We start from the raw sequence: 24,586 nt of genomic DNA on the forward strand, positions 1-24,586 counted from the left end.
TCCGACGACGACGACGTCGCCGGACCCGGGTCTCGAAGGAGGACTCATGGACGCACGACGAAGCACCATCAGGACGGGCGCGACCGGTGTCGCCGCCCTGGCCGCGATCGCGATGGTCCTGCCGTTCGGCGGCAGCGACCGCGGCGGGGACCACGGCAGTCACGGCGGCGGCCAGGGCGACCGCGCCCGCAACGTCATCTTCATCCAGGGCGACGGCCTCGGGCTGTCGCACCGCGAGCTCATCAGGCTCGCCACCGTCGGCAAGGACGGGCAGCTCGCGATGGACTCGCTCGAGCACGCGGGCTGGACCACGACGGACTCCGCCGACCCCGAGGAGGCCGTCACCGACTCGGCCGCGGGCGCCACGGCGTTCGCATCGGGCGTGCGGACCTACAACGGGGCCGTCGGGGTCGACGCCGACGGCGACCGGGTCCCGACGCTGCTCGAGCGCGCACGTGGGGCCGGCAAGGCGACCGGCCTCGTCACGACCGCCCAGGTCACCGACGCGACCCCGGGCGCCTTCGGCGCGCACGTCCCCGACCGCGGCGACCAGAGCGAGATCGCACGCCAGCTCCTCGAGGGATCGCGCCCGGACGTGATCCTGGGAGGTGGCGAGGACTGGTGGCTCCCTGCCGGCGAGCCCGGGGCCTGGCCGGACAACCCGCCCAAGGACCCGACCGAGCAGAGCAAGGGCACGGAGGGGAACCTCGTCGAGCGCGCGCAGGAGCTCGGGTACACGTACGTGAGCGACGCCGACGGACTCGAGGACGCGCGCGGGCGCAAGCTCCTCGGGCTGTTCGCGAACGAGGAGATGTTCGAGCAGCGCAACGAGGGCGAGGGCGACCTCTACGAGCCCGAGGTGCCGCTCGTCGACATGACCGCCAAGGCCCTCCAGACGCTCTCGCGGGACCGCGACGGCTTCTTCCTCGTGGTCGAGGAGGAGGCGGTCGACGAGTTCGCGCACCGCAGCAACGCGACGCGCACCATCCAGGCGGGGCAGGCGCTCGACGAGACCGTCACGCTCGCTCTCGACTTCGCCTCGAGGAACCGCGGGACGCTCGTGCTCGTGGTCGGGGACCACGCGACGGGCGGGCTCGCGATCGAGAACGTGGACCCCGAGGACGAGGGCGGCGAGGGCGCGACGAGCGAGGACGGTCCGTTCGACCTCGCGGGCTCCGATCTCCAGTTCACCGTGGACTGGACGACAGGCGGGCACACGGGCGAGGCCACGCCGATCACCGCCCAGGGGCCGGGCGCCGAGCGTCTCGCGGGAGCACAGCGCAACACCGACGTCCACGACGCGGTCCTGCGGGCGATGCTCGGCCGAGGCCGCGGGTAGACGCCGTCGACCATGCGCTCGTGGCTCGTCCGGGTCGACCGACGGGCCACGACCGTATGGTCGGCGGCTTCTGGCGGGGTCAGCCCTTGACCGCTCCACCCAGTCCTGCACCCTGGAGGAACAGGCGTTGGAAGACCAGGAACAGCGCGACCGGGATGACCGTCGAGATCGCGAGCGCCGCCAGGAACACCCCGAGGTCCGTCGTCGCCTCGATGGACGGCAGGCGCACGGACAACGGCTGGATGTCCGGGTCCTTGAGCACGAGGAGCGGCCACAGGAAGTCCTTCCAGGCCGCGATCACCGCGAACACCGACACCACGCCGATGATCGGCTTGGACATCGGCAGGACGATCGACCAGAACAGCCGGAACGTCCCGGCGCCGTCGACCCGTGCGGCCTCGAAGACCTCGCGCGGCAGGCTGTCGAAGAACCGCTGGACGAGCAGCACGTTGAACGCGCTCGCGCCCGCGGGCAGCCACACGGCCCAGAAGCTGTCGATCAGGGACTGCCCGAGCAGGGGCGGGTCGAGGATCGTCAGGTAGAGGGGGACCAGGAGCACGATCGCCGGCACGAACATCGTGGACAGCACGAGCGCCTGGATCAGCCTGCCGTACCGCGGCCGCAGCACCGACAGCGCGTAGCCGCCGGTCGTGGCGACGAGGATCTGCGACGCCCACGACCCGACCGCGAGCCAGATCGTGTTGAGGAAGTACTTGCTCACCTCGACGTCGTTCCACGCCTTGTCGAGGTTCTCCCACGCGATCCCGTTCGGGAAGATCTCCATCGGGGTCCGCAGGATGTCCTGCGTCGGGGTGACCGCGAACTTCGCGAGCAGGAGCATCGGGCCGAGCCCGACGAAGACGAGCAGGACGAGCAGCACGGCGTGCGTACCGCCCATCCCCCACCGGATCGAGGGGCGGCGCCAGTCCGCCCGGGACAGCGCGCCGCGGTCCTCGCCGTCCGACGGGCGGGACGTGCGGCGGCCGCGCCCGGACTGCGCGGCGCGGCGCTCGCGAGCGATCCGGCGGGCGCGCACCTCCATGTCGCTCGCCCCGCTCGCGTCCGCGGTGCGCTCGCTGTCGCCGGAGACGACGTCGATCTCGCTGGGGTTGTCGGTGGGCGAGAGAGTCATGACGTGCTCCAGGACCGGGTGAGACGGAAGTAGAGGATCGAGAACACCGCGAGGACGGCGGCGAGCATGAGGGACAGCGCCGTCGCAGCCCCGTAGTCCCCGCCGAGGCTGTTCTGGAACGCGTAGCGGTAGATCAGCAGCAGGACCGTCACGGTCGCGTTGTTCGGCCCGCCGCCCGTGAACAGGTAGGGCTCGAGGAACACCTGCGCGGTACCGATGACCTGCAGGATCAGGGTGATGAACAGGACGCCGCGCAGCTGCGGGAGCGTGACGTGCCAGATCTTGCGCCACAGCCCGGCGCCGTCGACCTCCGACGCGTCGTACAGCTCGGGCGGCACGCTCGTGAGCGCGGCGAGGTAGATGATGATGGTCCCGCCCGCACCGGCCCAGGTGGCCGCGAGCACGAGCGAGGGCATGGCCCACGACGCGTCCTGCAGCCAGGGGTACGGGCCGAGACCGACCCAGCCGAGCATCGTGTTGAACACGCCCGTGGGGCTCGCGTTGTAGAAGAACTTCCACAGCAGGACCGCGACCACCGGCGGCACGACGACCGGCAGGTACGCGAGCGCCGAGTACAGGCCCTTGGCCCGGCGCACCTCGCGCATGAGCACGGCCGCGACGAGCGGGATCGGGTACCCGAACAGCAGCGCGAGGAACGCGAAGTACATCGTGTTCCGCACGGCCTTCCACAGGATCGGGTCGTTCAGCACCTGGCGGAAGTTGTCCAGCCCGACGAACGTCGGCGCAGTCACCAGGTTCGTCTCCTGGAAGCTCATGATCACCGCGCGCACGATCGGGAACCACGAGAAGAGCCCGAAGATCACGATCAGCGGCAGGAGGAACACGAGCGTGCTCAGCCCGCCGCCACGCACCCAGGTGGCGAGGCTGCGCGGCCGACCGCTGCGTGCGGCACGGTGGGCGCTGCCGGTGCCTCCGGGGCGCGCGTGCGCGGGGCCCGGGGGTGGTGGCGGGGAGGTGGTGGCGGTCACGGTGGTTCCTTCGGTCCGGTGGGAGGTGCCCGACGACGGGAGGTGCGTCCCGTCGTCGGGCACCGGTCGGGTGCGGGCCGGCCACCAGGGGGCGCTGGTGACCGGCCCGGTTCGGTCGGCCCGGCCGTCAGCCCTGGTCGAGCAGGGCCTGGGCCTGGGCGTCGGCGTCCTCGAGGAGGGCGTCGATGTCCGCGTTCTCGTCCGTGAGGACGGCCTGCACGACAGGGTCGAGCAGCGCGTAGATCTCCTGCGTCTTCTGCGACGGTTCCCCCACGAGAGGCAGGTCGAACATCGTGTCGGTGTAGCTGGTCATCTGGTCGAGCGGGACGTTGATCTGGTCGGCGATCCACTCCTGGTTCTGCTCGTACTGCTCCTGGGAGAACATCGGCAGGACCGGGGTCCCGACGGGCTGGTCGTTGGCGACGAGCGTCTCCGCGTCGGCGACCGCACGGTCCTCGTCGACGAGCTTGCCGAGGTAGAAGAAGTCGATCCACTTCATCGCGGCCTCCTTCTTCGCGTCGTCGACGTCCGCCGGCATCGCGGCGAGCGTGCCGCCGGTGAGGACGCCTGCGTCGTCGCCCTCGAGCGGGAGCGCGGCGAGGCCGTACATCTCGGGGTCGATCGCGTTCGTCTGGACGAGCGCGGTGTAGACGTCGGAGCCCGACGTGTACATCGCGACCTGGCCGGCGGCGAACGCCTGGTTGATCGTGCCCCAGTCGAGGAGGAAGTTGCTGCCGAGGGAGTTGTCCTCCCACCGCATGGCCTGCAGCCACTCGAGCGCGTCCTTCGTGCCCTCGTTCGACAGCGTGGACGTCGCGGAGCCGTCGTCCGCGACCTCCTGGGTGCGCCCGCCGCGCGCGAACGTGTTCACCGTCAGCTGCCAGCCGCCCGTGTTGTTCTGCGACATCTGCATGTAGCCGGCGACGCCCTCGTTGGCGTCCGAGATCGTCTTCGCGTCCTCGCGGACCTCGTCCCACGTGGTCGGCGGGTCGTCGGGGTCGAGACCGGCGGCCTCGAAGAGGTCACGGTTGTAGTGCAGCCCGACGCCGTAGACGTTCTTCGCCGGGATCGCGTACACGTGGCCGTCCGGTCCCGTGCCCGCCTCGATGATCGCCGGGTTGAACTTGTCCGCGTACGGCAGCTCGCGGAACTGCGCGTCGAGGTCGGCGAGCTGGCCGTTCTCCACGAGCGTCTTCGCGTCCGTGAACGGGATCTCGAAGACGTCGGGCAACGTGTTGCCCGCGAGCTGGGCGGCGAACGTCGTCGCCTTCCACTCGTACTCCTCGGGCTCGATGTCGATGTCGGGGTTCGCCGTCTCGAACTCCTCGACCTGGGCGTTGAAGGCGTCGATCGCCTCCTGCTCGGAGCCCGGCAGCAGGGAGACCACCTTGAGGGTGACCTTCCCGCCGTCGGTGCTGCCTCCGTCGCCGTCGTCGTCGCCCGAGCCGCTGCTCGAGCACGCCGCCAGCGTGCTGACTGCGAGCGCTCCCGCGAGGGTGAGGGCGATCGCCTGACGTGTGGACCTCATCGTGGCTCCTGTGTCCGGTGGTGCCTGTGCTGGGTGGGTGGGTGGTGCGGGTGTACCGGGTGGCCCGGTGGTCCCGGTCCGCGTGGCTCGCGGGCGGGAGGTGAGGTTCACCGGGCGGCGGGGGTCGCCACCCGGGGTCGTGGGCGCGGCGGGCTCACGGGCGGAGCCAGACCGCGGTGTCGGTCGTGAGCGGGGCGCGCGCGTCCGAGCCCGGCTTGCCGTGCTCGCTGTGCAGCAGGACGCGCGCCCGGGCGGGAAGGGCGACCTCGTCGGCACCGAGGTTCACGATGCACACCAGGTCGTCGGTCCCGTCCCCGCGGGCGAACGCGAGGACGTCGTCCCCGAGCTCGACGCCGTCGAGGGCGTCGAGCCAGCGCAGCGAGTCGTCGTGCAGAGCGGGCTCGGCCCGTCGGGTGGCCAGGACGAGGCGGTAGAGCGCGAGCATCGACGCGTCGTCGTCCGCCTGCGCCTGCACGGACAGGTCACCCCACCCGTCCGGCTGGGGCAGCCATGCCGCGGTGCCGCCGTCGGGCCCGAACCCGTAGGTGGTCCCGCCGCGCGACCACGGGATCGGGACGCGGCAGCCGTCCCGCCCGGGGTCGACGCCGCCCGAGCGGAAGTGCATGGGGTCCTGGATCGCGGCCGCGGGCAGGTCCTCGACCTCGGGCAGGCCGAGCTCGTCCCCCTGGTAGAGGTAGAGGGAGCCCGGCAGCGCCGCCGTGAGCAGGGCGGCCGCACGTGCCCGACGACGGCCCACGGCCAGGTCCGTGGGGGTGCCGAAACGCTTGGTGAGGAACGCGAAGGAGCTGTCGTCGCGCCCGTAGCGCGTCACGGGGCGCGTGACGTCGTGGTTGGACAGGACCCAGGTGGCGGGCGCGGCGACCGGTGCGTGGGCGTCGAGCGTGGTCTGGATCGACTCGCGCAGCGACTTCGCGTCCCACGGGCGGGCCATGAAGTCGAAGTTGAAGGCCGTGTGCATCTCGTCGGGCCGCAGGTACTGCGCGAACCGCGCGCGGTCGGCGAGCCACACCTCGCCGACGAGGACCCGAGGCTCGTCGTACGACTCGGCCACGGCGCGCCACGACCGGTAGATGTCGTGGATCTCGTCGCGGTCGACGTGCGGGTGCTCCCCCGGGCCCGGGTGCACCGGCACCTCGGGCAGCGCAGGGTCCTTGACCAGCAGGGCGGCCGAGTCGATGCGGATGCCCGCCGCACCGCGGTCGAACCAGAACCGCAGGATCTCCTCGTGCTCGTGGCGCACGTCCGGGTGGGTCCAGTTCAGGTCGGGCTGCTGGGGCGTGAACAGGTGCAGGTACCACTCGCCGGGCGTGCCGTCCGGGTTCGTGGTGCGGGTCCATGTGGTGCCCTGGAAGTCCGACACCCAGTGCGTCGGCATCTCGGCGCCGCCCTCCCCCTTGCCGGGGTGGAACCAGAAGCGCTCGCGCTCGGCCGAGCCGGGTCCTGCGGCCAGCGCGGACCGGAACCACTCGTGCGCGGCCGAGACGTGGTTGGGGACGACGTCGATGATCGTGCGGATGCCCAGGTCGCGCGCCTCGGCGATGAGCTCCTCCGCCTCGGCGAGCGTGCCGAACTGCGGGTCGATCGCGCGGTAGTCCGCGACGTCGTAGCCGCCGTCGGCCAGCGGCGAGACGTACCAGGGGGTGAACCAGATCGCGTCGACGCCGAGGTCGCGCAGGTAGGCCAGGCGCGAACGGACGCCCGCGAGGTCGCCGGTGCCGTCGCCGTCGCCGTCCGCGAAGCTGCGCACGTAGACCTGGTAGATGACCGCGCTGCGCCACCACGGGCGTTCTGCGTGGGTGGCGGTGTCGGGGCGGTCGTTGCTCACCGGGTCCTCTTCCTCGTGGACGTCTCGTCGGTGCCCCGCTGCTGTGCGGAGCACCCGGTCGTGCCTCCGACGCCGATCTCTCGGCCCCGGGACGCCCGCCGTCCTCCGGGGAAGACCACGCCGTCGAGGACGACAGTAACTACGCGACAGTTTTAGCGCAAGAACCTGACAGTGCCGTTATAGAAACGCTATCTCTTGACGTCGAGACATCTACGAGCCTTTGCGCGAGCGCGGCTCGTCGAGACCGCGTCCCCACCTCGCGGCTCGTCAGGCTCCTGAGGTGCTGCGACGAGGGCGCGCCAGGCCCACGAGGGTGCGCAGGGTTGCGCAGGTGTGCGCAGAGGTGCGCAACCGGGACGGGCCCGGTCCGGGCGGGTGGGAACCACGCCGCGTGGCCGGGGCGGTGGGTCGAGGAGGACGACCCGCGGTCAGTGCGAGACGACCTCGCGGCCGGTCGAGCGCGCGGCCGCGGTCGACCGGCGCACGACGAGCTCGGGCTCGAACAGGAGCTCGTCGTGGGAGACGTCCGCGCCCGCGATCATCCCGGCGAGGAGGTCGACCGCCGCGCGCCCCATGGGCTCGATGGGTTGGCGCACCGTCGTCAGGGCGGGGTCGGTGAGGTTCATGAGGTTCGAGTCGTCGTAGCCCACGACCGACACGTCGCCGGGCACGTCGAGGCCGGCCCGGCGGACCGCGCGGACGGCCCCGAGCGCGAGCGGGTCGCTCGCGCACACGATCGCCGTCGCTCCCGACTCGAGCAGCCGGTTGGCCGCCGCCTGACCGCTCTCGAGCGAGTACTGGCTGTGGGCGACGAGGTCCGGGTCGACGACCAGCCCGTTGCGCTCGGCGAACACGTGCGCCGCGGCGAGCTTGCGCTCAGAGGGGACGTGGTCCGCCGGTCCGAGGAGCAGCCCGACGCGCTCGTGCCCCAGCGAGGCGACGTGGCCCAGCGCCTGGTTCATCGCGACCATGTCGTCGCACGACACCCGTGGGAAGTCGAGCTCCTCGATCGAGGCGTTCATGAGCACGACGGGCAGGCCCAGGGTGGACAGCCTGCGGAAGTGGGCGTGGTCCGCACGGCGCTCGGCGTAGAACCCGCCCGCGAAGATCACGCCCGAGACGTGCTGGCCCAGCAGGAGGTCGATGTACTCGGCCTCGGTGACCCCGCCCGCGGTCCGCGTGCACAGCACGGGCGTGAAGCCCTGCTGGGCGAGGGCACCCCCGATGACCTCGGCGAACGCCGGGAAGATCGGGTTGACGAGCTCCGGCAGGACGAGACCGACGAGCCGGCCCCGCTCGCCCCGCAGCTTGGTCGGGCGCTCGTACCCGAGGACGTCGAGCGCCGTCAGCACGGAGTCCCTGGTCGTCTGCGAGACACCCGGCTTCCCGTTGAGCACCCGGCTCACGGTCGCTTCGCTGACTCCGACCTTGGTGGCAACCTCTGCCAGACGCCTCGACATGCCGTCGACTATACGCGTCCACGCAAGCCACTTGCGTGGACCGCGCGGTACCGGCGGTTCCTTGCGCTCGTCTCGCAGCATGGAGATTCTCGGGTCGTGGGTAGTGCTGCCTAGGGTGTGGCGCATGAGGTCCGCATGATCGGGACGGTCGCCGTCGAGGGGTACCGCTCGTTGCGCTCGGTCGTGCTCGAGCTGGGACGGGTCACCGTCGTCACCGGGCCGAACGGCGCGGGCAAGTCCAACCTGTACCGGGCGCTCCGGCTGCTCGCGCACTGCGCGCTCGACGGCGCGGTGGGTGCCCTCGCGCGCGAGGGCGGGCTGCGCTCCACGCTGTGGGCGGGCCCGGAGCACGGCGTCCGCGCGTCGCGCGACGGCGACCTGGAGGGCAGGCTCCGGAGCGGACCGGTCGCGGTACGGCTCGGCTTCGCCGGACGTGGCCCGGTCGACCTCGGGTACGCGGTCGACCTGGGCCTGCCGCAGGAGGGCGGGTCGGCGTTCGCGCTCGACCCGGAGATCAAGGTCGAGTCGGTCTGGTCGGGACCGACGCTGCGCCCGGGCACGCTCCAGGCGGAGCGACGCGGGCCGGCCGTCCGCCTGCGGGACGACGACGGCGCATGGGCGACCTCCCCCGCCCGGCTGCGGACGTTCGACAGCATGCTCACCGAGCACGTGGACCCCGTCGGAGCCCCCGAGGTGGTCGCCGTCCGCGAGAGCCTACGGTCGTGGCGGTTCTACGACCAGTTCCGTACGGACCCGCTCGCTCCGGCCCGCGCCGTGCAGCTCGGCACGCGGACGCCCGTCCTCGCACACGACGGCGCCGACCTCGCGGCGGCGCTCGAGACCGTCCGCGACCTCGGGCGCGCGGACGAGCTCGACGCCGCGGTCGCGGCGGCCTTCCCCGGCACACGGGTCGAGGTCCGCGCCGACGACGGTCGGTTCGAGATCGCGTTCCACCAGCGCGGCCTGCTCCGCCCGCTCAGCGGGGCCGAGCTGTCCGACGGCACCCTGCGCTACCTGCTGTGGGTCGCCGCTCTCCTCAGCCCCCGCCCGCCCGCGCTGCTCGTGCTCAACGAGCCCGAGACGAGCCTGCACCCCGACCTCGTGCCGGCGCTCGGCGCGCTCGTGCACGCCGCGGCGCGCGGCACGCAGGTCGTCGTGGTCACCCACTCCGCGCGGCTCGTCGCCGCGCTGCGCCAGGCCGCGGCGTCGGGCGTCCGGGACCTTCCCGGCGAGCACGAGGTGATGGAGGTCGCGCTCGAGAAGTCGTCGGGCGAGACGGCCGTCGCGGGCCATGAAGGGCTGCTCGACCAGCCCGTGTGGCACTGGCCCCGCCGGTGATCGCACCCGGGTACGGCACCCAGCGGCTGCCGTCCGCACCGTCGCACGGGCACGGTGCGCCGAGTCCTACCTGCGCGAGGCCAGCACCAGGCTCGTGACGGTCGCGGCGAGGTCGGTGAGCCTCGACGCGGTGCGGTCCAGCAGGTCGTCCAGCGCGATCGGCCCCGGCGCGATGCTGAAGGCCGCGGCGATCCCCGCCGCGCGAGCCTGCTCGGCGGGCAGCAGGACCCGCCCGGCGAGCACGACCACTGGAGGCCGCCCCGGCACCCCGGCAGCGAGCGCGCCGATCGCGTCCGCGACCTTGCCGTTCACGGACTGCGAGTCGAAGGACCCCTCCCCGGTGACGACGAGGTCGGCAGCGGCGATGTCGTCGGGAAGCCCGATCGCGTCGGCGACGAGTCCGGCGCCCGGCTCCAGCCCGGCGCCCACGACCGCGACCAGGCCCGCCGGGACTCCCCCGGCCGCACCGGCGCCGGGCAGGTCGCCGACGTGGACGCCGGTCTCGGCGGCGAGCACCGACTCCCAGTGCCGCAGGGCGCCGTCGAGGAAGTCGACGTCGGCCGGTCGCGCGCCCTTCTGCGGGCCGAAGACGTGCGCGGCACCACGCTCGCCGTGCAACGGGTTCGTCACGTCGACGGCGAGACGCCACCGCACGGACCGAGCGCGCGGGTGCAGCCCGGCCAGGTCCAGGCGCACGACCTGCGCGAGGCCCTCTCCGCCGTCGGGCACCGGGGCACCGGCATCGTCGAGCAGTCGCGCCCCGAGACCGGTGAGCAGACCCGCGCCGCCGTCGGTGGACGCCGAGCCGCCGAGGCACACCAGGACCTCCTCGACGCCCGCGTCCAGCGCCGCGGACGCTGCCGCGCCCGTGCCGAGCGTGTGGGCGTGCAAGGGCTGGAGCGCCACGTCGTCGACCTGCGGCAGCCCGCTCGCCTCGGCCAGCTCCACGACGCCGACGCGGCCGTCACCGGAGACCCCGTAGCGCGCGGTGTGCGGTCGGCCGATCGCGTCGACCGTGCTCACCTCGCGCGCCGGGACGCCCCACACGGCGAGCAGGGCGTCGAGGGTTCCCTCGCCGCCGTCGGCCATCGGCCGCTGGACGACGTGCGCGTCGGGGACGACGGAGCGCACGCCGTCGGCCACGGCGCGGGCGACGTCGGCAGCGCTCAGGCTGCCTTTGAAGGAGTCGGGTGCGACGACCACGCGCAGCGGTCGTCGGTCGCGCGGGACGTCGGGGGCGGGATCGGTGCTCGGCACTGAGGACACGCCCCGAGTCTAGGTCTGCGCCCCCGGTCCGGTCCGGTCCGACGACGCGACAGGTCCGTGTCGTGCGACACACCCGGGGGTCGCCGACCGCGGCCGGGGCCCGGTCGCCGGCGGGTCACCGCCAGGTCACCTGCCCAGGCGCCGTTCCCGCTGGGAGAAGCTGCGCAGCGCGCGCAGGTAGTCGATGCGGCGGAAGGAGGGCCAGTACGCCTCGCAGAAGTAGAACTCCGAGTGCGCGCTCTGCCACAGCAGGAAGCCGCCGAGCCGCTGCTCGCCGGACGTGCGGATGACGAGCTCGGGGTCCGGCTGGCCCTTGGTGTACAGGTGCTCCTCGATGTGCTCGACGTCGAGGTTCTCCGCCAGCTCGGCGAGGCTCGCGCCCGCGTCCGCCTGCTCACGCAGGTAGGAGCGCACGGCGTCGGCGATCTCGTGCCGTCCGCCGTAGCCGATGGCGACGTTCACGTGCAGGCCGTCGACCGTGGCCGTGCCGCGCTGCGCCTCGCGCAGCGTGGCGGCGAGACGTTCGGGGAGCAGGTCGAGCCGGCCCATGACGCGCAGGCGCCACCGACCGGACGCGGCGAGGTCCGTGACGGCGTCCTCGATGATGTCCAGCAGGGCCGTCAGCTCCTCCTGCGACCGGGACAGGTTGTCGGTCGAGAGCATCCAGAGCGTGACGACCTCGACGCCGAGATCCTCGCTCCAGCCGAGGAACTCGTCGATCTTGTCCGCGCCGCGGCGGTGCCCGGTCGCCGCCGTCTCGCCGAACGACCGCGCCCAGCGCCGGTTGCCGTCCAGGATCACGCCCACGTGGCGCGGGACCGACTGGCGCTGGAGGGACGTGGCCAGCCGTCTCTCGTAGAGTCCGTAGACGGGGTGGGGAAGGCGCACTGCCACACGTTATCGCCCCGCGCAACAGGGGCGGCTCGTCGCGAGGTCGGCCGGACGCCTCTGTGCAGGATCTTCACAGCGGGCGCAGGGCGGACCATCCGTAACCTACGCCTGCGTAACCTACGATTGCGTAGGTTACAGCGGACGCACGACCCGAGGAGGCCCGGTGGCACGAGCGCAGGACGAGCACGACACCCACCCCGTGGCCGAGACGGTCACGCGTGTCGCCGAGTCGATCAAGCCACGCCTGCGCGGCTGGATCCACGCGGGCGTCTTCCCCGTCGTGCTCGCCGCGAGCATCGTCCTCGTCGTCCTCGCACCACCCGTCGCGGGAAAGGTCTCGTGCGCCGTCTTCGGTCTCAGCGCGTGCCTGCTGTTCGGGACGAGCGCCGTCTACCACCGCGGCACCTGGTCGCCCCGTGTCGCGGGCGTGCTGCGGCGGGCGGACCACTCGAACATCTTCCTGATCATCGCCGGCACCTACACACCGCTCGCCGTGCTGCTGCTCGACCCCGCGACCGCGCGCACGCTCCTGATCATCGTCTGGGGCGGTGCGGTCCTCGGGCTCGCCGCGCGCATCCTGTGGCTCGGCGCACCGCGCTGGGTGTACGTCCCGGTCTACGTCGCCCTCGGCTGGGTCGCCGTGTGGTACCTGCCGGCGTTCGGCGAGGCCGGGGGTGCCGCCGTCGTCTGGCTCGTGGCCGTGGGCGGTCTCGCCTACACGCTCGGTGCCGTGGTCTACGGCATCAAGCGGCCCAACCCCATCCCGCGCTGGTTCGGCTTCCACGAGGTGTTCCACGCGCTGACGGTCGTCGGCTTCGGGTGCCACTACGCCGCGATCATGATCGCGGCACTCGCGGCCCGCTGAGTCACGGCGCCCACGCCTCGCGCCCGGCGTGAGGCCGGGTCAGCGCGGCAGCGGCACGACGGTGTAGCGGCGGTTGGCGAGGGACGGGTCGCGCTCACGTGCAGCGGCGAGCTCGTCCGGGTCCAGGTCGGCGCTGCGCAGCTCTGCCCGCTCCCCCAGCTCGAGTCCGACCTGCCCGTCGGGGCCCACGAGGACCGATCGTCCCGTGACGCCCTTGCCGGCCTGCCCCACGGCGATCACGACCGCCGTGTTCTCGATGGCGCGCGCCCGGGACAGGGTGCGCCAGTGGTCGGCCTTCAGCTCGCCCGCCGCCCACGCCGCGGGGACGACGAGCACCTGTGCACCCGCGTCGACCAGTCGTCGCGCGCTCTCCGGGAACCGGAGGTCGTAGCAGGTCAGCACGCCGAACCTCAGGTCGCCCACCTGCACGACGAGCGGCGCCGCCGCCGGGTCGCCCGGCTCCAGCAGGTCCGACTCGCGGTGGCCGAACGCGTCGTAGAGGTGGACCTTGCGGTACACGCCGGTCAGCGCGCCGGCACGGTCCACCGCCACCACGGCGTTCACCGCCCGGGAGGTACCCGCCGCCCCGTCGTCGCCCGGCAGCAGCGTCCCGGCGATCACCGCGAGGTCGTGCTCGCGCGCGAGGCGGCGCAGACCGGAGACGAACGGCCCGTCGAGCGGCTCGGCGTACTCCGGTCCCGTCCCGCGCGGGTCGAACGCCGACGCGTACTCGGGCAGCACCAGCAGGTCGGCCCCGACCCTGGCCGCCTCGCGGAACGCGGACGCCACCGCCTGGAGATTGGCCGTGCGGTCACCGCTGACCTCGAGCTGTCCGATGGTGACCCGGACGTCGTGCGCCACGCCCGGCCCTACCTGTCCGCGTCCCGGCCGGTGCCCGGGCCGCCCTCGGTGCCGCGTGCATCGGGCGCGGCCCCGCCCGGGGCCTTTCCGTCCCCGTCGGCGCGGTCCAGCGGCCCGTCCGGACCGATCCCCTGGACGTCGGCGTTGTGGCGCATGCGCCGCAGCTGACGGGAGAGAGCGAAGAAGATCCCGATCGCCGCGACGGCGACGACGAAGATCGCGAGGAACCCGACCAGGCCGGGCGACACGTCGGTCGGGTCGAGGTCCTCACGCAGCGGATCGTCCGAGGGCGCGGGCGTCGAGGTCTCCGCCACCACGTCCGCGGCCCACCCCGGTCCGCCGGCGAGCCCCTGGACGGGCAGCAGGGTGAGCGCCGTCGCGCTCATGCCGCTCCCCCGGCCCCGCCCCGGACACCTGCGAACAGGTCGTCCTCGGGCAGCGTGGTCGGCACGCGCGACTCGGCGAGCTCGTACTCCTCGTACGGCCACACGTCGACCTCGAGATCGCGCGGGATCGCGAAGAAGAAGCCGTCCGGGTCGATCTGCGTGGCGTGCGCGACGAGCGCGGCGTCGCGCTGCGGGTAGAACGCGGCGGCGTCGACCCGCGTCGTCACCTCGCGCTCCGGGATCTCGCGGGCGGAGCGCGACTCGACCCAGTCCCCGAACGGCGACTCCAGCCCGGCGCCCTGCATCGCCTCGTGCAGCGTGCGGATCCGGTTCATCGAGAAGTCGTGGTTGTAGTACAGCTTGAGCGGTGACCAGGGCGCGGACCCGCCCTCGCGCCGGTAGCGGTCCGGGTCGCCCGCCGCGTGGAACGCCTCGAACGCCACCCGGTGGCACATGACGTGATCGGGGTGCGGGTAGCCGCCCGACGGGTCGTACGTCGTGATCACGTGCGGACGGAACTCACGGACCAGCTCGACGAGCGGCGCGGCCGCCTCCTCCAGCGGCACGAGACCGAAGCAGCCCTCGGGCAGCGGCGGCAGCGGGTCGCCCTGGGGCAGCCCCGAGTCCACGAAGCCCAGCCACTGCTGGCGGACCCCGAGCGCGCGCGCCGCCGCAGCCATCTCGCCACGTCTCAGCTCGCGCATCGCCTCCACGCCGTCGGGGCCCGGACCGAAGCTGGGGTTGAGGATGTCCCCCCGCTCGCCGCCGGTGCACGTCACGACGAGGACCTCGACACCCTCGGCCGCGTATCGCGCCGTCGTCGCGGCACCCTTGCTCGACTCGTCGTCGGGGTGGGCGTGCACGGCGAGGAGCCGCAGCGGCTCGTCGTGATCGTCGGTCCGCCCGCTCGGCGCCGTCCGTCCGGCCGGTTCGGCCACTGGTCCTCCCGAATGTCTCGATCCTCGCAGCACTCTGCGAGGATGGTCGAGGACAATGATCCCCCAACCCACCCACGGCTGACGAACCAGCGGCGGCCCGGTCGAACGGCCGCCGAGCGGCCGAGGACGAGCAGAGCAGCGAGACCAGTCACATGACGGACGAGAGCACCGTGCCGCGACCGGCAGCCCCTCCGGCACTGCCCGAGGGACGCTACGGTCCACCGTCGACACCGCGGCGCCGCCGGTGGGCGGTCGCCGGGATCTCCCTCGCCGCCGTCGTCGGGGTCGTGGTCACGGTGCTGGTGGGACTCGACCACGCCGACCAGGACGTGCGCTTCCAGGACGTCGGGTTCGACGTCGTCGACTCGGAACGGGTCGACGTCACCTTCGAGGTCTACATGGATGCCGGGACGACGGCGCGGTGCTCGGTGGACGCGCTCTCCGAGAGCTTTGCACAGGTCGGCACGCTCGACGTCACCGTGGGCCCGGTCGACACGACCGAGTCGAGGTGGACCGTGAGCGTCGCGACGTCCGAGCTCGCGACCACGGGTGTCGTGCAGTCCTGCCTCGCAGCCGACTGACTCCGACGGGGCGGCTCTTTGCTATCCTGAGGGATTCCTGCGCCCGCGTCGTCGGCCGCGCGACGCCTCGGTGCGCGCGTGACGAGCGGGCCACGAAGTTCTCAGACCAGCCGTACGCGCTGCCACCCGGGCAGCGTCACCGACCCGGGCAGGCAGGCGCGACGCACGAGTGCGCCCGGCTGCCCGTCCCCGGACCCGAACGGCCGCGCGCTGCGCGGCCGTCCACCTTGGAAGGAAGGAGCGGACCGTGACCGACACCTCAGTCACCTGGTTGACCCAGGAGGCGCACGACAGGCTGCAGGCCGAGCTCGCCCACCTCTCCGGCGAGGGCCGCACCGAGATCGCCGAGCGCATCGCCGCCGCGCGCGACGAGGGCGACCTCAAGGAGAACGGCGGCTACCACGCCGCGCGCGAGGAGCAGGCCAAGAACGAGGCCCGCATCCGCGAGCTCACCGAGAAGCTGCGCAACGTCCAGGTCGGCACGCCCCCCGACGACGGGACGGTCGAGGCCGGCATGGTCGTCACCGCGACCGTCGCGGGCGACGAGATGACGTTCCTGCTCGGCTCGCGCGAGATCGCCGGGACGACGGAGCTCGACGTCTACTCCCCCACCTCGCCGCTGGGCGCCGCCATCGACGGCAAGGCCATCGGCGACGAGTCGAGCTACACGGCACCGAACGGGAACGAGATCGCGGTGAAGATCACCGCCGCGACGCCCTTCACGGGCTGAACGTCCCGCACCGCTCCACGCCACGACGGCCCGGCACCCCGCGAGGGGTGCCGGGCCGTCGTCGTCCCCACCGTCAGGCGGAGGAGCTGCGACCGCTGAGCTCCACGCGGTAGCCGTCCGCCCGGAGCTTCGCGACGAGCTCGTCGCAGTGCTCGGGGCCCTTCGTCTCGACCTGCATGCGCACCCAGGTCTCACCGATCGCCAGCCCGACGTCGGTGCGGTCGTGGTCGATGTGCATGACGTTGCCCCCGGTGGTGGCGATCGACTCGAGCATCCTCGACAGCGCTCCCGGACGGTCGTCGAGCAGCACCTGGAGCTGGACGTACCGCCCCGCGGCGGCGAGCCCGTGCCGCACGACCCGCAGCAGCACCAGCGGGTCCACGTTCCCGCCGGACAGCACGACGACGACGGGCCCCTCGAGCGGCTGCGCACCGGCGGACCGTGCCGGGTCCGCGACGTCGACCACGCGCGGCGCGGCCAGCAGCGCCGCGACGCCCGCCGCCCCGGCCGGCTCCACGAGGAGCTTCGCCCGCTCGGCGACCATGAGCAGCGCGCGGGACAGCTCGTCCTCGCTGACCGTGCGCACCTCGACGCCGTACCGCTCCAGGAGGGCGAACGGCACCACGCCCGGCGTACCGACGGCGATCCCGTCGGCCATCGTCGAGCGCAGCCGCACCGACGTCGGCCGGCCCGCGGCGAGCGACCCGGGAAAGGCCGCCGCACGTTCCGCCTGCACGCCCACGACGCGCACGTGCGGCGCGGTGGCGGCGAACGCCGCGGCGAGGCCCGCCACGAGCCCGCCGCCACCGAGAGGTGCGACGACGGTCGCGACGTCGGGCACCTGGTCGAGGATCTCGAGCGCGATGGTCCCCTGGCCCGCCACGATGTCGCGGTGGTCGAACGGGTGGATGAGCACGGCGCCCGTCCGTCGGGACTCCGAGTGCGCCGCGGCCAGCGTCTCGTCGACCGTCGAGCCGACGAGGCGGACCTCGGCCCCGTACTGACGGGTCGCCGCGACCTTCGGCAGCGCGGCGTCGACCGGCATGTAGACGATCGCGCGGATCCCGAGCAGCCCGGCCGCGAGCGCCACTCCCTGGGCATGGTTGCCCGCGCTCGCGGCGATCACCCCGCGCGACTTCTCCGCGTCGGAGAGCCGGGCCATGCGCACGTACGCGCCGCGGACCTTGAACGATCCGGCGCGCTGCAGGTTCTCGCACTTGAGCAGGACCTCGACCCCGGCGGCCGCGCTGATCGCCCGGCTCGACTGGACCGGAGTGCCGGTGGCGACGCCGTCGAGCAGCCGGGCCGCCGCCCGCAGCTCGTCGAGCGTCAGGTCGTGGACGGCCTCGCCCGTCACCGCGTGGTGCCTCGCCCACCGCTCGCGTCGTCCCCGCGCACGACCGGGGAGTCGTGAGCGGACGACCGGGAGGTGTCGGCGTCGGGGTCCTCGATCACCCGTGGTTGGGGATCGCCGCGCACGACGACGCGTTCCTCCGTACCGAGCGCCGGGAACTTGTCGTGCCCGTGGAGATAGAGGATCACGGTGTTGAGCACCGCCGCGATCGGGACGGCGAACAGGGCGCCCACGATGCCCGCGGCGAAGCCTCCCGCAGCCACCACGAGCAGCACGGCGACGGGGTGCAGCGAGACGGCGTGCCCCATGAGGAACGGCTGCAGGATGTGTCCCTCGATCTGCTGCACGAGCAGCACGATCCCGAGCATGATCAGGGCTGGCACCCAGCCTTCGGCGACCAGCACGACGAGCACCGCGACGACGCCGGTGACGACGGCGCCGACGACGGGGATGAACGACCCGACGAACACCAGGATGGCGAGCGGCAGGGCGAGGGTCGGGACGAAGAACGCGGCCCCGATCCCGATGCCGACGGCGTCGACCGCAGCGACGAGGATCTGCGTGCGCGTGTACGCCGCGAGCGTGATGATGCCCCGCCGGCCCGCCTGGTGGACCCGGTCCCGCGAGCGCAGCGGCAGGAGGCCGACCGTCCAGGACCAGATGGTGCGGCCGTCCAGCAGGAAGAAGAACGTGCAGAACAGGGCGATGAGCGCGCCCGCGAGGACGTGGCCGACCGTCGTCGCCGCGCCGAGCGCGCCGGAGACGATGCTGCTCTGGTTGTCCGAGAGCGCCGACTCCGCCTGGTCGAGGTAGGAGCTGAGCGTCGCGGAGTCGAGGCCGAGCGGCCCGTCGGCGAGCCAGTCGAGGAGCTGGTCGAACCCGGCGACGGCCTGCTCGCGCAGGTCCTGGAACCCGCTGACGATCTGCTGCCCGGCGAGCGTGACGAGGCCGGCGACCACGATGAGCATGCCGAACAGTGCCGCGGCGGACGCCCACGCGCGAGACATGTGCAGGCGTCGCTGGAAGAAGTGCTGGACCGGCGTGAGCAGGACGGTGAGGAGCAGGGCCACGGCGATGGGCACGACGATGACCTTGAGCTCGGTCATCACCCAGAGGGTCGCGGCGATCAGACCGCCGATGAGCAGCAGCCGCCACGACCATGCTGCCGCCGCGCGCACGGCGTCCGTCACGGCGGAGGCCCCGGGTGCGGGGGGAGGGATCGGCGCCGGCTCGGCAGGTTGGTCGTTCGCTGTCGTCACGCCCCAACACTAGGTGAGCGGCTAAGGCGTCGCGCGCGCCCACGCGTTCCTGCGCACGATCTCCTCCGTCCCGGTCGGCTGGCACGGCCCCCGGGCGGGCGGGACAGTGGTGCCGGAACGGCCGCACGCGGCGGCACGGACGAGACGGAGGCCTGGATGCAGATCGACCTGGACGGCAGGACCGCGCTGGTGACCGGCTCTGCGCAGGGGATCGGGCTGGCGATCGCGCGCACGCTCGCGGACTGCGGGGCGAGCGTCGTCGTCAACGGACGGTCGGACGAGACCTCGCAGCGTGCCGCGGCCGACGTGCGCGCGCACGTGCCGGGAGCGGACGTGCGCGGGGTCGCGGCCGACCTCGCCACCGACGACGGCGCGGCGGCCCTGCTCGAGGCGGTCCCCGGTGTCGACGTCCTGGTCAACAACCTCGGCATCTTCTCGAGCGCCGACCCGTTGGAGATCGACGACGCCGAGTGGCGACGGTTCTTCGAGGTGGACGTCCTGGCGGGGGTGCGGGCTTCGCCAAGGCCGCCGCAGGGACGGGCGTGACGGTGAACAGCGTCCTGGCGGGCCCGACGCACACCGGCGGCGTCGAGTCGTTCGCGCGCGAGCTCGTCGGCGACGACCTGCCGTGGGACGAGGCGCAGCGCGTCTTCATGCGCGAGCACCGGCCCCAGTCGCTCCTGCAACGGCTCATCGAGCCCGAGGAGATCGCCCACATGGTCGCCTATCTCGCGTCACCGCTCGCGTCTGCGACGACAGGCGCGGCGGTGCGCGTCGACGGCGGGTACATCGACTCGATCGTCCCGTGAGGGCTCGGTCCGGGCCGTGGCGCACGGCCCGCGCCCCCGACCCGGAACACTCGGAGCCCTGCCCGCGTTCTACCCGCTGCCAGGTCGATGCGTCGTGGGCCCGGGGCCTCTCGCCGGTCCCCCTCAGCGCCCCGGTCGTCCCGGCATCTTCAGGAGGTATGTGGTGAACTCGATCTTCGACGCCCTCTTCGGCTCGTCCGGCAAGACCACCATGGTCGCGCCGGAGGACACGCTGCCCGGACGCGAGTCCCCCGTCCTGCGCACGCCCCGACCCCACACCGTGCTCGGCACCTCGATCACCGGCCCCTGGCCCGAGGGCACCCGCGTGCTCTACCTCGCGATGGGCTGTTTCTGGGGCGCCGAGGAGATCTACTGGCAGGTCCCGGGCGTGGTGAGCACCGCCGTCGGGTACATGGGCGGGACGACGCCGAACCCGACCTACGAGGAGGCGTGCACCGCCCGCACGGGGCACACCGAGACCGCGCTCGTGGCCTACGACCCCGCGAAGGTCTCCGAGGAGGAGCTTCTCAAGATCTTCTGGGAGCGCCACGACCCGACGCAGGGCTACCGGCAGGGGAACGACGTCGGCACGCAGTACCGCTCCGCGGTGTACTGGACGACGCCCGAGCAGGAGAAGGCGGTCCGTGCGACGGCCGAGCGCTACGGCGAGGTGCTCGCCGCGAAGGGCTACGACCCGATCACGACCGACATGCGGCCCGCGTCCGAGGCCGGTCCGTTCTACTACGCCGAGAACTACCACCAGCAGTATCTCGACAAGAACCCGCACGGCTACCGCTGCCACGCGACGACGGGCGTCCCGTTCCCCGACGCGGCGTAGCACGCACTCTCAGCACGTGACGACCGTGGCGCGCCGACGGTGGCGCGCCACGGTCAGCTTCTGATCGACCCGGCGTGGGTGACGGGCGCGCGCAGCCGTCCGAGCGGGTGGCGGTAGCCCTCTCGGCTCACGAGCTCGGCGTATGTCCAGACCTCGCACGAGATGCGCGCGCCGTCCCCGCGCGTGCCTGGTCGCCGTCGCCGTGACTAGATGGAGCCATGAACTCGGCCACCTCTCACACTGCCCAGGACGGAACCCGGATCCCCTCGATCGGGTTCGGCACGTACAGGCTGCGCGGCTCGGACGGCGCGGACACGATCGCGCGCGCGATCGACGCCGGCTACCGCCTGGTCGACTCCGCGTTCAGCTACGAGAACGAGGGCGCGGTCGGCGCGGCGGTCCGCCGCTCGTCGGTCCCGCGCGAGGACCTGATCGTCACGTCCAAGCTCCCGGGCCGCTACCTGGAGCACGACGCCGCCGTGCGCGCCGTCGAGGAGTCGCTGTTCCGGACGGGGCTCGACCACATCGACCTCTACCTCGTCCACTGGCCCAACCCGGGGCGCGGGACGTACGTCGAGGCGTACGAGGCCCTCGTCGAGTGCCGGGAGCGCGGGCTGGTCCGCCACGTGGGCGTCTCGAACTTCCTGCCCGACCACCTCGACGAGGTGATCGCCGCGACCGGGGTCACGCCGGTCGTCAACCAGGTCGAGCTGCACCCCTACTTCCCGCAGGCAGACCAGCGCGCCGCCGACGCGGCGCGGGGGATCGTCACCGAGGCGTGGAGCCCCATCGGGCGGGCGAACGAGCTGCTGACCGATCCCGTGGTCGTCGGCGTGGCCGACGCGCACGGCGTCTCGCCCGCGCAGGCGATCCTGCGCTGGCACGTGGAGCTCGGCGTCGTGCCGATCCCCAAGGCGTCCTCGCCCGGGCGCCAGCGCGAGAACCTCGACGTCTTCTCGTTCGAGCTCTCACCGCGCGAGATGACCGCGCTCACGGAGCTCGCGCGCGTGGACGGACGCACGAACGGCCAGGACCCCGCCGTCTACGAGGAGCTCTGAGCGGAGGCGTCGGGCACATGCCCCCGCGCGCCGGGCATGGCACGGTGTGCGGGTGACGTCCTCCCCCGCCACCGGTCCGTCCGCGCTCGCGCCCGACGCCGCACCGCCGCCGTGGTCCGTCGGCTCCCCGGCCCGGTTGCTCGCCGCCGTCCTCGTCTCCGGTGCGGCGGTGCTGCTCTTCGCGGTGCACGTCCGTCCGCTCGGCTACGTCCCGCTGGTGCTGGGGATCGCGCTCGGCTGGGCGGTCGACCGCAGGCTGGGCCGCGACCTGGCCCTGATCGGCGTCGGCATGGCGATCATCTCCGCGATCTCGTTGGAGGCGGACCTCTCGGACGCCGGGATGGCGCGGTTCACGATCGCGTTGTCGCTCGCGGTGCTCGTCCCGTGGGCGGTGTCGCGGTTCGCGTTCGGCGACCGGACGATCCGGTTCCCGGTCGCGACCGGCCGACGCTGGTCGCGCGGCCAGCTCGTGTACCTCGCGGTGGTCGTCGTCGCCGGGTACCTGATCCTCCCGTTCTACTTCATCGGGTCCGGCGCCTACCAGAACTGGCCCGACGTCACGGGCGGGCAGGAGATCGCGCGCCTGTTCGTGGGGGTCAACGCGGTGGGCATCTGGGACGAGCTGTTCTTCGTGTGCGTGGTGTTCGCGCTGTACCGCGAGCACTTCGGCCTGTGGACGGCGAACCTCCTGCAGGCGACGGTCTTCGTGTCGTTCCTGTGGGAGCTCGGCTACCGCGAGTGGGGGCCGCTGCTGACGGTCCCGTTCGCGCTCGTGCAGGGCTGGATCTTCTCGTGGAGCAAGTCCTTCACGTACGTCGTGGCCGTCCACCTGCTGTTCGACCTCGTCGTGTTCGGCGTGCTGGTGCACGCCCACCACCCCGAGCTGTTCGACGTGTTCGTCACCGCGCCCCGCTGACGTCGTCGGACCGTGCTCTCGGGCACCGGGCGCCGCCCGCCCGTCTCTACCGGGGCGGGTCGAGCGGAGGGACGTAGAACGCGGTCGTGGCCGCCACGCGCGCCGCCACCGTGTCCGCGTCGAGCCCGTCGGCCGCTGCGAGCGCCGCCCCCCAGGCCTCGCTGCTCGCGGTGTTGAACGCCCGCAGCCGCGGGTCGGTCCCCTGCTCCTCGGGGGCGATCGGACCCTCGCCGTCGTCGAGGTGGAGCGCGAGCCCGAGCAGCGCGCCGTCCCACCCGACCCCGACGGAACCTGGTCCGTAGGTGTCCCAGAACTCCGCGGGCACCACGGCGGTGTGCTCGAGCGTCAGGCGCGTCCCCTCCGCCAGCGGTTCGAGCCGCACGTCGACGATCGACGCGTCCTGCGGCGTCGGCGGCCCCATGACCCACGTGAGCCGCAGGTGTCGTGGCGCGTCGCACACGCGGATCTCCCCGCCCGCGTTACCATCGGTCTGGTAGGTGCCACCGAGGCGCAGGTCGCCGGAGACCGGCAGGAACCAGCGGGGGATGCGTTCCGGGTTCGTCACGGCGTCCCAGAGGTCCTCGACGTCGGCGGGATAGGTTCGCGTGAGCGTCACGACGTGTGCCGCGCCCGCCGGGAGAGTCCCGCTCGCGACCGTCCGCCGCGCGGCCTCCAGCTCGGCGATGAAGTCCTTCATGCTGTCCTCCGGGTGATGTCGGTGGTGCTGTCGGTGGTGGTGGTCGTGCCGTCCGCGTCCCGGGCGGTCGGGGCCGCGCCCGCGGCCCGACGCCGACCTGCCGCACCGCGGGCCAGCTCGGTCCCGAGGGCGTCGAGCCGTTGCTCCCAGAACCGGCGCAGGCCGGCGGCCCAGTCCTCGACCGCGCCGAGGGGGGTCGGGTCGAGCGCGTAGAGGCGGCGCGCTCCCTCGGGGCGCACCGTCGCGAAGCCGCTCGTGCGCAGCACCCGCAGGTGCTGGGATACCGCAGGCTGGCTGATCGAGAACTCGGCCCCGACGAGCGCCGAGATCTCGCCCGCAGGCCGCTCGCCCTGGGCCAGGATCTCGAGGATGCGGCGCCGGACAGGGTCCCCGAGGACGTCGAACGCTTCCATGGGACCAATGTTTAGTCAGGTTCTTATATAAGTCAAGACGAAACTGCGAGGACGCGCGGCGAACAGCAGCAACGAGACGTCTCCTGCGCCAGACAGGAACCGGCACCAGAGCGCCCGCGCCGGACACGGGTCTCAGCGTCGACCCGAGCCCCGTCCGCGCGAGCCGCGTCCGTCCTTGCGCCCACGGCTTCGTCCCGTGCGGTCCGACGCACTCCCGCGAGCCGCCCGGGGGCGAGGCGTGGCTGCTGTGCCCGCCTGCGCCGGGGAACCGTCGGCGCCGGGCCTGCGGCCGCGCGAGCTGTTGACCGTGCGCCCGCGCACGATACCGACCATCTCCTCGACGAGGTCGTCGTCGTTCTCCGCCACCCACGCGAGAGCGACCGGGGCAGCCGGTGCTCCGTCGAGGACCCGGTACGTCACGTCCTTGCGGTGGTGCAGACGCGCGAGCGACTGCGGGACCACGAGCACGCCCACGCCCGCCGCCACGAGCGCGACCGCGTCGGCCGTCGTCGCCGGGCGTTCGACCGCCGGCCGGCCGGGCAGGGACACGCCGTCGGACGGCGGCGCGGCGTCGCCCACCGCCCGCGTCTGCTCCTGCGCCTGCTCCCAGGCCACGACGTCGTCGAGCGGGTGGAGCACCACGTCGTCCGACAGGTCGTCGAGCGCGACGGTCTCGTCCTCGTCGAGCGCCGCGAGCAGATGGTCTCGCGAGACGCAGACGACCGGGGACTCCTCGTAGAGCCGGATGGCCGCGAGGACGTCGCGGTCCACCGGGAGCCGCAGGACCGCCGCGTCCGCCTCGCCGTCGCGCAGCACGCGCTCGGCGTCGTCCGCCGCGGCCGCGACGAGGTCGAGCGGGACGTCGGGGTGGCGTTCGCGCCAGGTACGCACCCACTTCGCCGGGGTCGCGCCGGGGACGTACGCGAGCCGAAACCTGCGCGGACCGTCGCCGGTCCCGCCCGCTGCCGCTGCGCCGTCGTGCACCTCGTCCGTGTCGCTCACGCGCCAACCCTAGGCGCGTCCACGGCGAGAAGTGGGCTGCGGCCCCGGATCGTCGCGCCCGCGGGGCGAAAACTCACCTCTCGACGAACT

Annotated in this window: 25 protein-coding genes; 10 read left to right on the forward strand and 15 right to left on the reverse strand. The window is 73.0% G+C overall.

Annotated features, from left to right (window positions below; genetic code table 11):
- Nucleotides 1-46: 46 nt before the first annotated feature.
- Nucleotides 47-1,339, forward strand: a complete 1,293-nt coding sequence (locus tag IF651_RS14330) for an alkaline phosphatase (protein WP_241744476.1) — start codon at nucleotides 47-49, stop codon at nucleotides 1,337-1,339.
- Nucleotides 1,340-1,418: 79 nt separating this feature from the next.
- On the opposite strand, the gene IF651_RS14335 is transcribed toward IF651_RS14330, so the two are convergent.
- The 5 genes from IF651_RS14335 to IF651_RS14355 all read right to left on the reverse strand — a co-directional run bounded on the left by IF651_RS14335 (nucleotide 1,419) and on the right by IF651_RS14355 (nucleotide 8,294).
- Nucleotides 1,419-2,381 carry a carbohydrate ABC transporter permease gene (locus IF651_RS14335; RefSeq protein WP_191829853.1) on the reverse strand — a complete coding sequence of 321 codons (963 nt, stop codon included), beginning with the start codon at nucleotides 2,379-2,381 and terminating at the stop codon, nucleotides 1,419-1,421.
- Nucleotides 2,382-2,467: 86 nt separating this feature from the next.
- A complete protein-coding gene (locus IF651_RS14340; protein WP_191829854.1) occupies nucleotides 2,468-3,343 on the reverse strand; it encodes an ABC transporter permease subunit in 876 nt (291 codons plus the stop codon).
- A 244-nt stretch (nucleotides 3,344-3,587) separates the two neighbouring features.
- Nucleotides 3,588-4,988 (reverse strand): ABC transporter substrate-binding protein, encoded by a 1,401-nt coding sequence (locus IF651_RS14345; protein WP_191829816.1) that lies wholly within the window; start codon nucleotides 4,986-4,988, stop codon nucleotides 3,588-3,590.
- 154 nt (nucleotides 4,989-5,142) lie between these two features.
- Nucleotides 5,143-6,834 (reverse strand): alpha-amylase family glycosyl hydrolase, encoded by a 1,692-nt coding sequence (locus IF651_RS14350; protein ID WP_191829817.1) that lies wholly within the window; start codon nucleotides 6,832-6,834, stop codon nucleotides 5,143-5,145.
- 428 nt (nucleotides 6,835-7,262) lie between these two features.
- Nucleotides 7,263-8,294, reverse strand: a complete 1,032-nt coding sequence (locus tag IF651_RS14355; protein WP_191829818.1) for a LacI family DNA-binding transcriptional regulator — start codon at nucleotides 8,292-8,294, stop codon at nucleotides 7,263-7,265.
- A gap of 135 nt (nucleotides 8,295-8,429) precedes the next feature.
- Between IF651_RS14355 and IF651_RS14360 the strand changes: the two genes are divergently transcribed.
- Nucleotides 8,430-9,632 carry an AAA family ATPase gene (locus tag IF651_RS14360; protein ID WP_191829819.1) on the forward strand — a complete coding sequence of 401 codons (1,203 nt, stop codon included), beginning with the start codon at nucleotides 8,430-8,432 and terminating at the stop codon, nucleotides 9,630-9,632.
- 66 nt (nucleotides 9,633-9,698) lie between these two features.
- On the opposite strand, the gene IF651_RS14365 is transcribed toward IF651_RS14360, so the two are convergent.
- Both IF651_RS14365 and IF651_RS14370 read right to left on the reverse strand, forming a co-directional pair.
- Nucleotides 9,699-10,889 (reverse strand): glycerate kinase, encoded by a 1,191-nt coding sequence (locus IF651_RS14365; RefSeq protein ID WP_191829855.1) that lies wholly within the window; start codon nucleotides 10,887-10,889, stop codon nucleotides 9,699-9,701.
- A 135-nt stretch (nucleotides 10,890-11,024) separates the two neighbouring features.
- Nucleotides 11,025-11,786, reverse strand: coding sequence for an isoprenyl transferase (locus tag IF651_RS14370; protein ID WP_191829820.1), 762 nt, complete (start codon nucleotides 11,784-11,786; stop codon nucleotides 11,025-11,027).
- 166 nt (nucleotides 11,787-11,952) lie between these two features.
- Here IF651_RS14370 and trhA point away from each other — a divergent pair, with 166 nt between their 5' ends.
- Nucleotides 11,953-12,654, forward strand: coding sequence for a PAQR family membrane homeostasis protein TrhA (gene trhA / locus IF651_RS14375; RefSeq protein ID WP_191829821.1), 702 nt, complete (start codon nucleotides 11,953-11,955; stop codon nucleotides 12,652-12,654).
- A 39-nt stretch (nucleotides 12,655-12,693) separates the two neighbouring features.
- Here trhA and IF651_RS14380 read toward each other — a convergent pair whose 3' ends face one another.
- The 3 genes from IF651_RS14380 to mca are packed head-to-tail and all read right to left on the reverse strand — an operon-like array spanning nucleotide 12,694 to nucleotide 14,839.
- Nucleotides 12,694-13,515, reverse strand: coding sequence for a nitrilase-related carbon-nitrogen hydrolase (locus IF651_RS14380; protein ID WP_191829822.1), 822 nt, complete (start codon nucleotides 13,513-13,515; stop codon nucleotides 12,694-12,696).
- 8 nt (nucleotides 13,516-13,523) lie between these two features.
- Entirely contained in the window at nucleotides 13,524-13,901 is a 378-nt protein-coding gene (locus tag IF651_RS14385; protein ID WP_191829823.1) for a hypothetical protein, read from the reverse strand.
- Nucleotides 13,898-14,839 carry a mycothiol conjugate amidase Mca gene (gene mca / locus IF651_RS14390; RefSeq protein WP_338403979.1) on the reverse strand — a complete coding sequence of 314 codons (942 nt, stop codon included), beginning with the start codon at nucleotides 14,837-14,839 and terminating at the stop codon, nucleotides 13,898-13,900. The genes IF651_RS14385 and mca overlap by 4 nt, the downstream gene beginning before the upstream one ends.
- Before the next feature lie 152 nt (nucleotides 14,840-14,991).
- Between mca and IF651_RS14395 the strand changes: the two genes are divergently transcribed.
- Entirely contained in the window at nucleotides 14,992-15,420 is a 429-nt protein-coding gene (locus IF651_RS14395; RefSeq protein ID WP_191829824.1) for a DUF4307 domain-containing protein, read from the forward strand.
- 247 nt (nucleotides 15,421-15,667) lie between these two features.
- Nucleotides 15,668-16,150, forward strand: coding sequence for a transcription elongation factor GreA (gene greA, locus IF651_RS14400; RefSeq protein WP_191829825.1), 483 nt, complete (start codon nucleotides 15,668-15,670; stop codon nucleotides 16,148-16,150).
- Nucleotides 16,151-16,223: 73 nt separating this feature from the next.
- Here the strand turns inward: greA and ilvA are convergent, their stop codons facing one another.
- Together ilvA and IF651_RS14410 are read right to left on the reverse strand one after the other, a co-directional pair.
- Nucleotides 16,224-17,507 (reverse strand): threonine ammonia-lyase, encoded by a 1,284-nt coding sequence (gene ilvA / locus IF651_RS14405; protein ID WP_338403980.1) that lies wholly within the window; start codon nucleotides 17,505-17,507, stop codon nucleotides 16,224-16,226.
- Complete coding sequence (locus tag IF651_RS14410; protein WP_338403981.1) at nucleotides 17,504-18,763, reverse strand: AI-2E family transporter; 1,260 nt, start codon at nucleotides 18,761-18,763, stop codon at nucleotides 17,504-17,506. Before IF651_RS14410 ends, ilvA begins: the two co-directional genes overlap by 4 nt.
- A gap of 156 nt (nucleotides 18,764-18,919) precedes the next feature.
- Between IF651_RS14410 and IF651_RS18275 the strand changes: the two genes are divergently transcribed.
- The 5 genes from IF651_RS18275 to IF651_RS14435 all read left to right on the forward strand — a co-directional run bounded on the left by IF651_RS18275 (nucleotide 18,920) and on the right by IF651_RS14435 (nucleotide 22,384).
- The gene (locus IF651_RS18275) at nucleotides 18,920-19,309 is read left to right on the forward strand and encodes an SDR family NAD(P)-dependent oxidoreductase (RefSeq protein WP_206715346.1); all 390 of its coding nucleotides are present in this window, start codon (nucleotides 18,920-18,922) and stop codon (nucleotides 19,307-19,309) included.
- Nucleotides 19,306-19,572: an SDR family oxidoreductase gene (locus IF651_RS18280; protein ID WP_191829826.1), complete on the forward strand. Its 267-nt coding sequence runs from the start codon at nucleotides 19,306-19,308 to the stop codon at nucleotides 19,570-19,572. The genes IF651_RS18275 and IF651_RS18280 overlap by 4 nt, the downstream gene beginning before the upstream one ends.
- Nucleotides 19,573-19,783: 211 nt before the next feature.
- Nucleotides 19,784-20,410, forward strand: a complete 627-nt coding sequence (gene msrA / locus IF651_RS14425; RefSeq protein ID WP_191829860.1) for a peptide-methionine (S)-S-oxide reductase MsrA — start codon at nucleotides 19,784-19,786, stop codon at nucleotides 20,408-20,410.
- A 218-nt stretch (nucleotides 20,411-20,628) separates the two neighbouring features.
- On the forward strand, nucleotides 20,629-21,468 hold the full coding sequence (locus IF651_RS14430; RefSeq protein ID WP_191829827.1) for an aldo/keto reductase: 840 nt from the start codon (nucleotides 20,629-20,631) through the stop codon (nucleotides 21,466-21,468).
- A gap of 136 nt (nucleotides 21,469-21,604) precedes the next feature.
- Complete coding sequence (locus IF651_RS14435) at nucleotides 21,605-22,384, forward strand: CPBP family intramembrane glutamic endopeptidase (protein ID WP_191829861.1); 780 nt, start codon at nucleotides 21,605-21,607, stop codon at nucleotides 22,382-22,384.
- Nucleotides 22,385-22,430: 46 nt separating this feature from the next.
- Here the strand turns inward: IF651_RS14435 and IF651_RS14440 are convergent, their stop codons facing one another.
- From IF651_RS14440 to IF651_RS14450, 3 genes are all read right to left on the reverse strand, one after another.
- Nucleotides 22,431-23,081 carry an SRPBCC family protein gene (locus tag IF651_RS14440; RefSeq protein WP_191829828.1) on the reverse strand — a complete coding sequence of 217 codons (651 nt, stop codon included), beginning with the start codon at nucleotides 23,079-23,081 and terminating at the stop codon, nucleotides 22,431-22,433.
- Nucleotides 23,078-23,494 (reverse strand): ArsR/SmtB family transcription factor, encoded by a 417-nt coding sequence (locus tag IF651_RS14445; RefSeq protein ID WP_191829829.1) that lies wholly within the window; start codon nucleotides 23,492-23,494, stop codon nucleotides 23,078-23,080. The genes IF651_RS14440 and IF651_RS14445 overlap by 4 nt, the downstream gene beginning before the upstream one ends.
- A gap of 132 nt (nucleotides 23,495-23,626) precedes the next feature.
- Nucleotides 23,627-24,496, reverse strand: a complete 870-nt coding sequence (locus IF651_RS14450) for a substrate-binding domain-containing protein (protein ID WP_338403982.1) — start codon at nucleotides 24,494-24,496, stop codon at nucleotides 23,627-23,629.
- Between the last annotated feature and the right edge of the window lie 90 nt (nucleotides 24,497-24,586).

It is taken from the genome of Cellulosimicrobium arenosum, from assembly GCF_014837295.1.
Taxonomy (GTDB): domain Bacteria; phylum Actinomycetota; class Actinomycetes; order Actinomycetales; family Cellulomonadaceae; genus Cellulosimicrobium; species Cellulosimicrobium arenosum.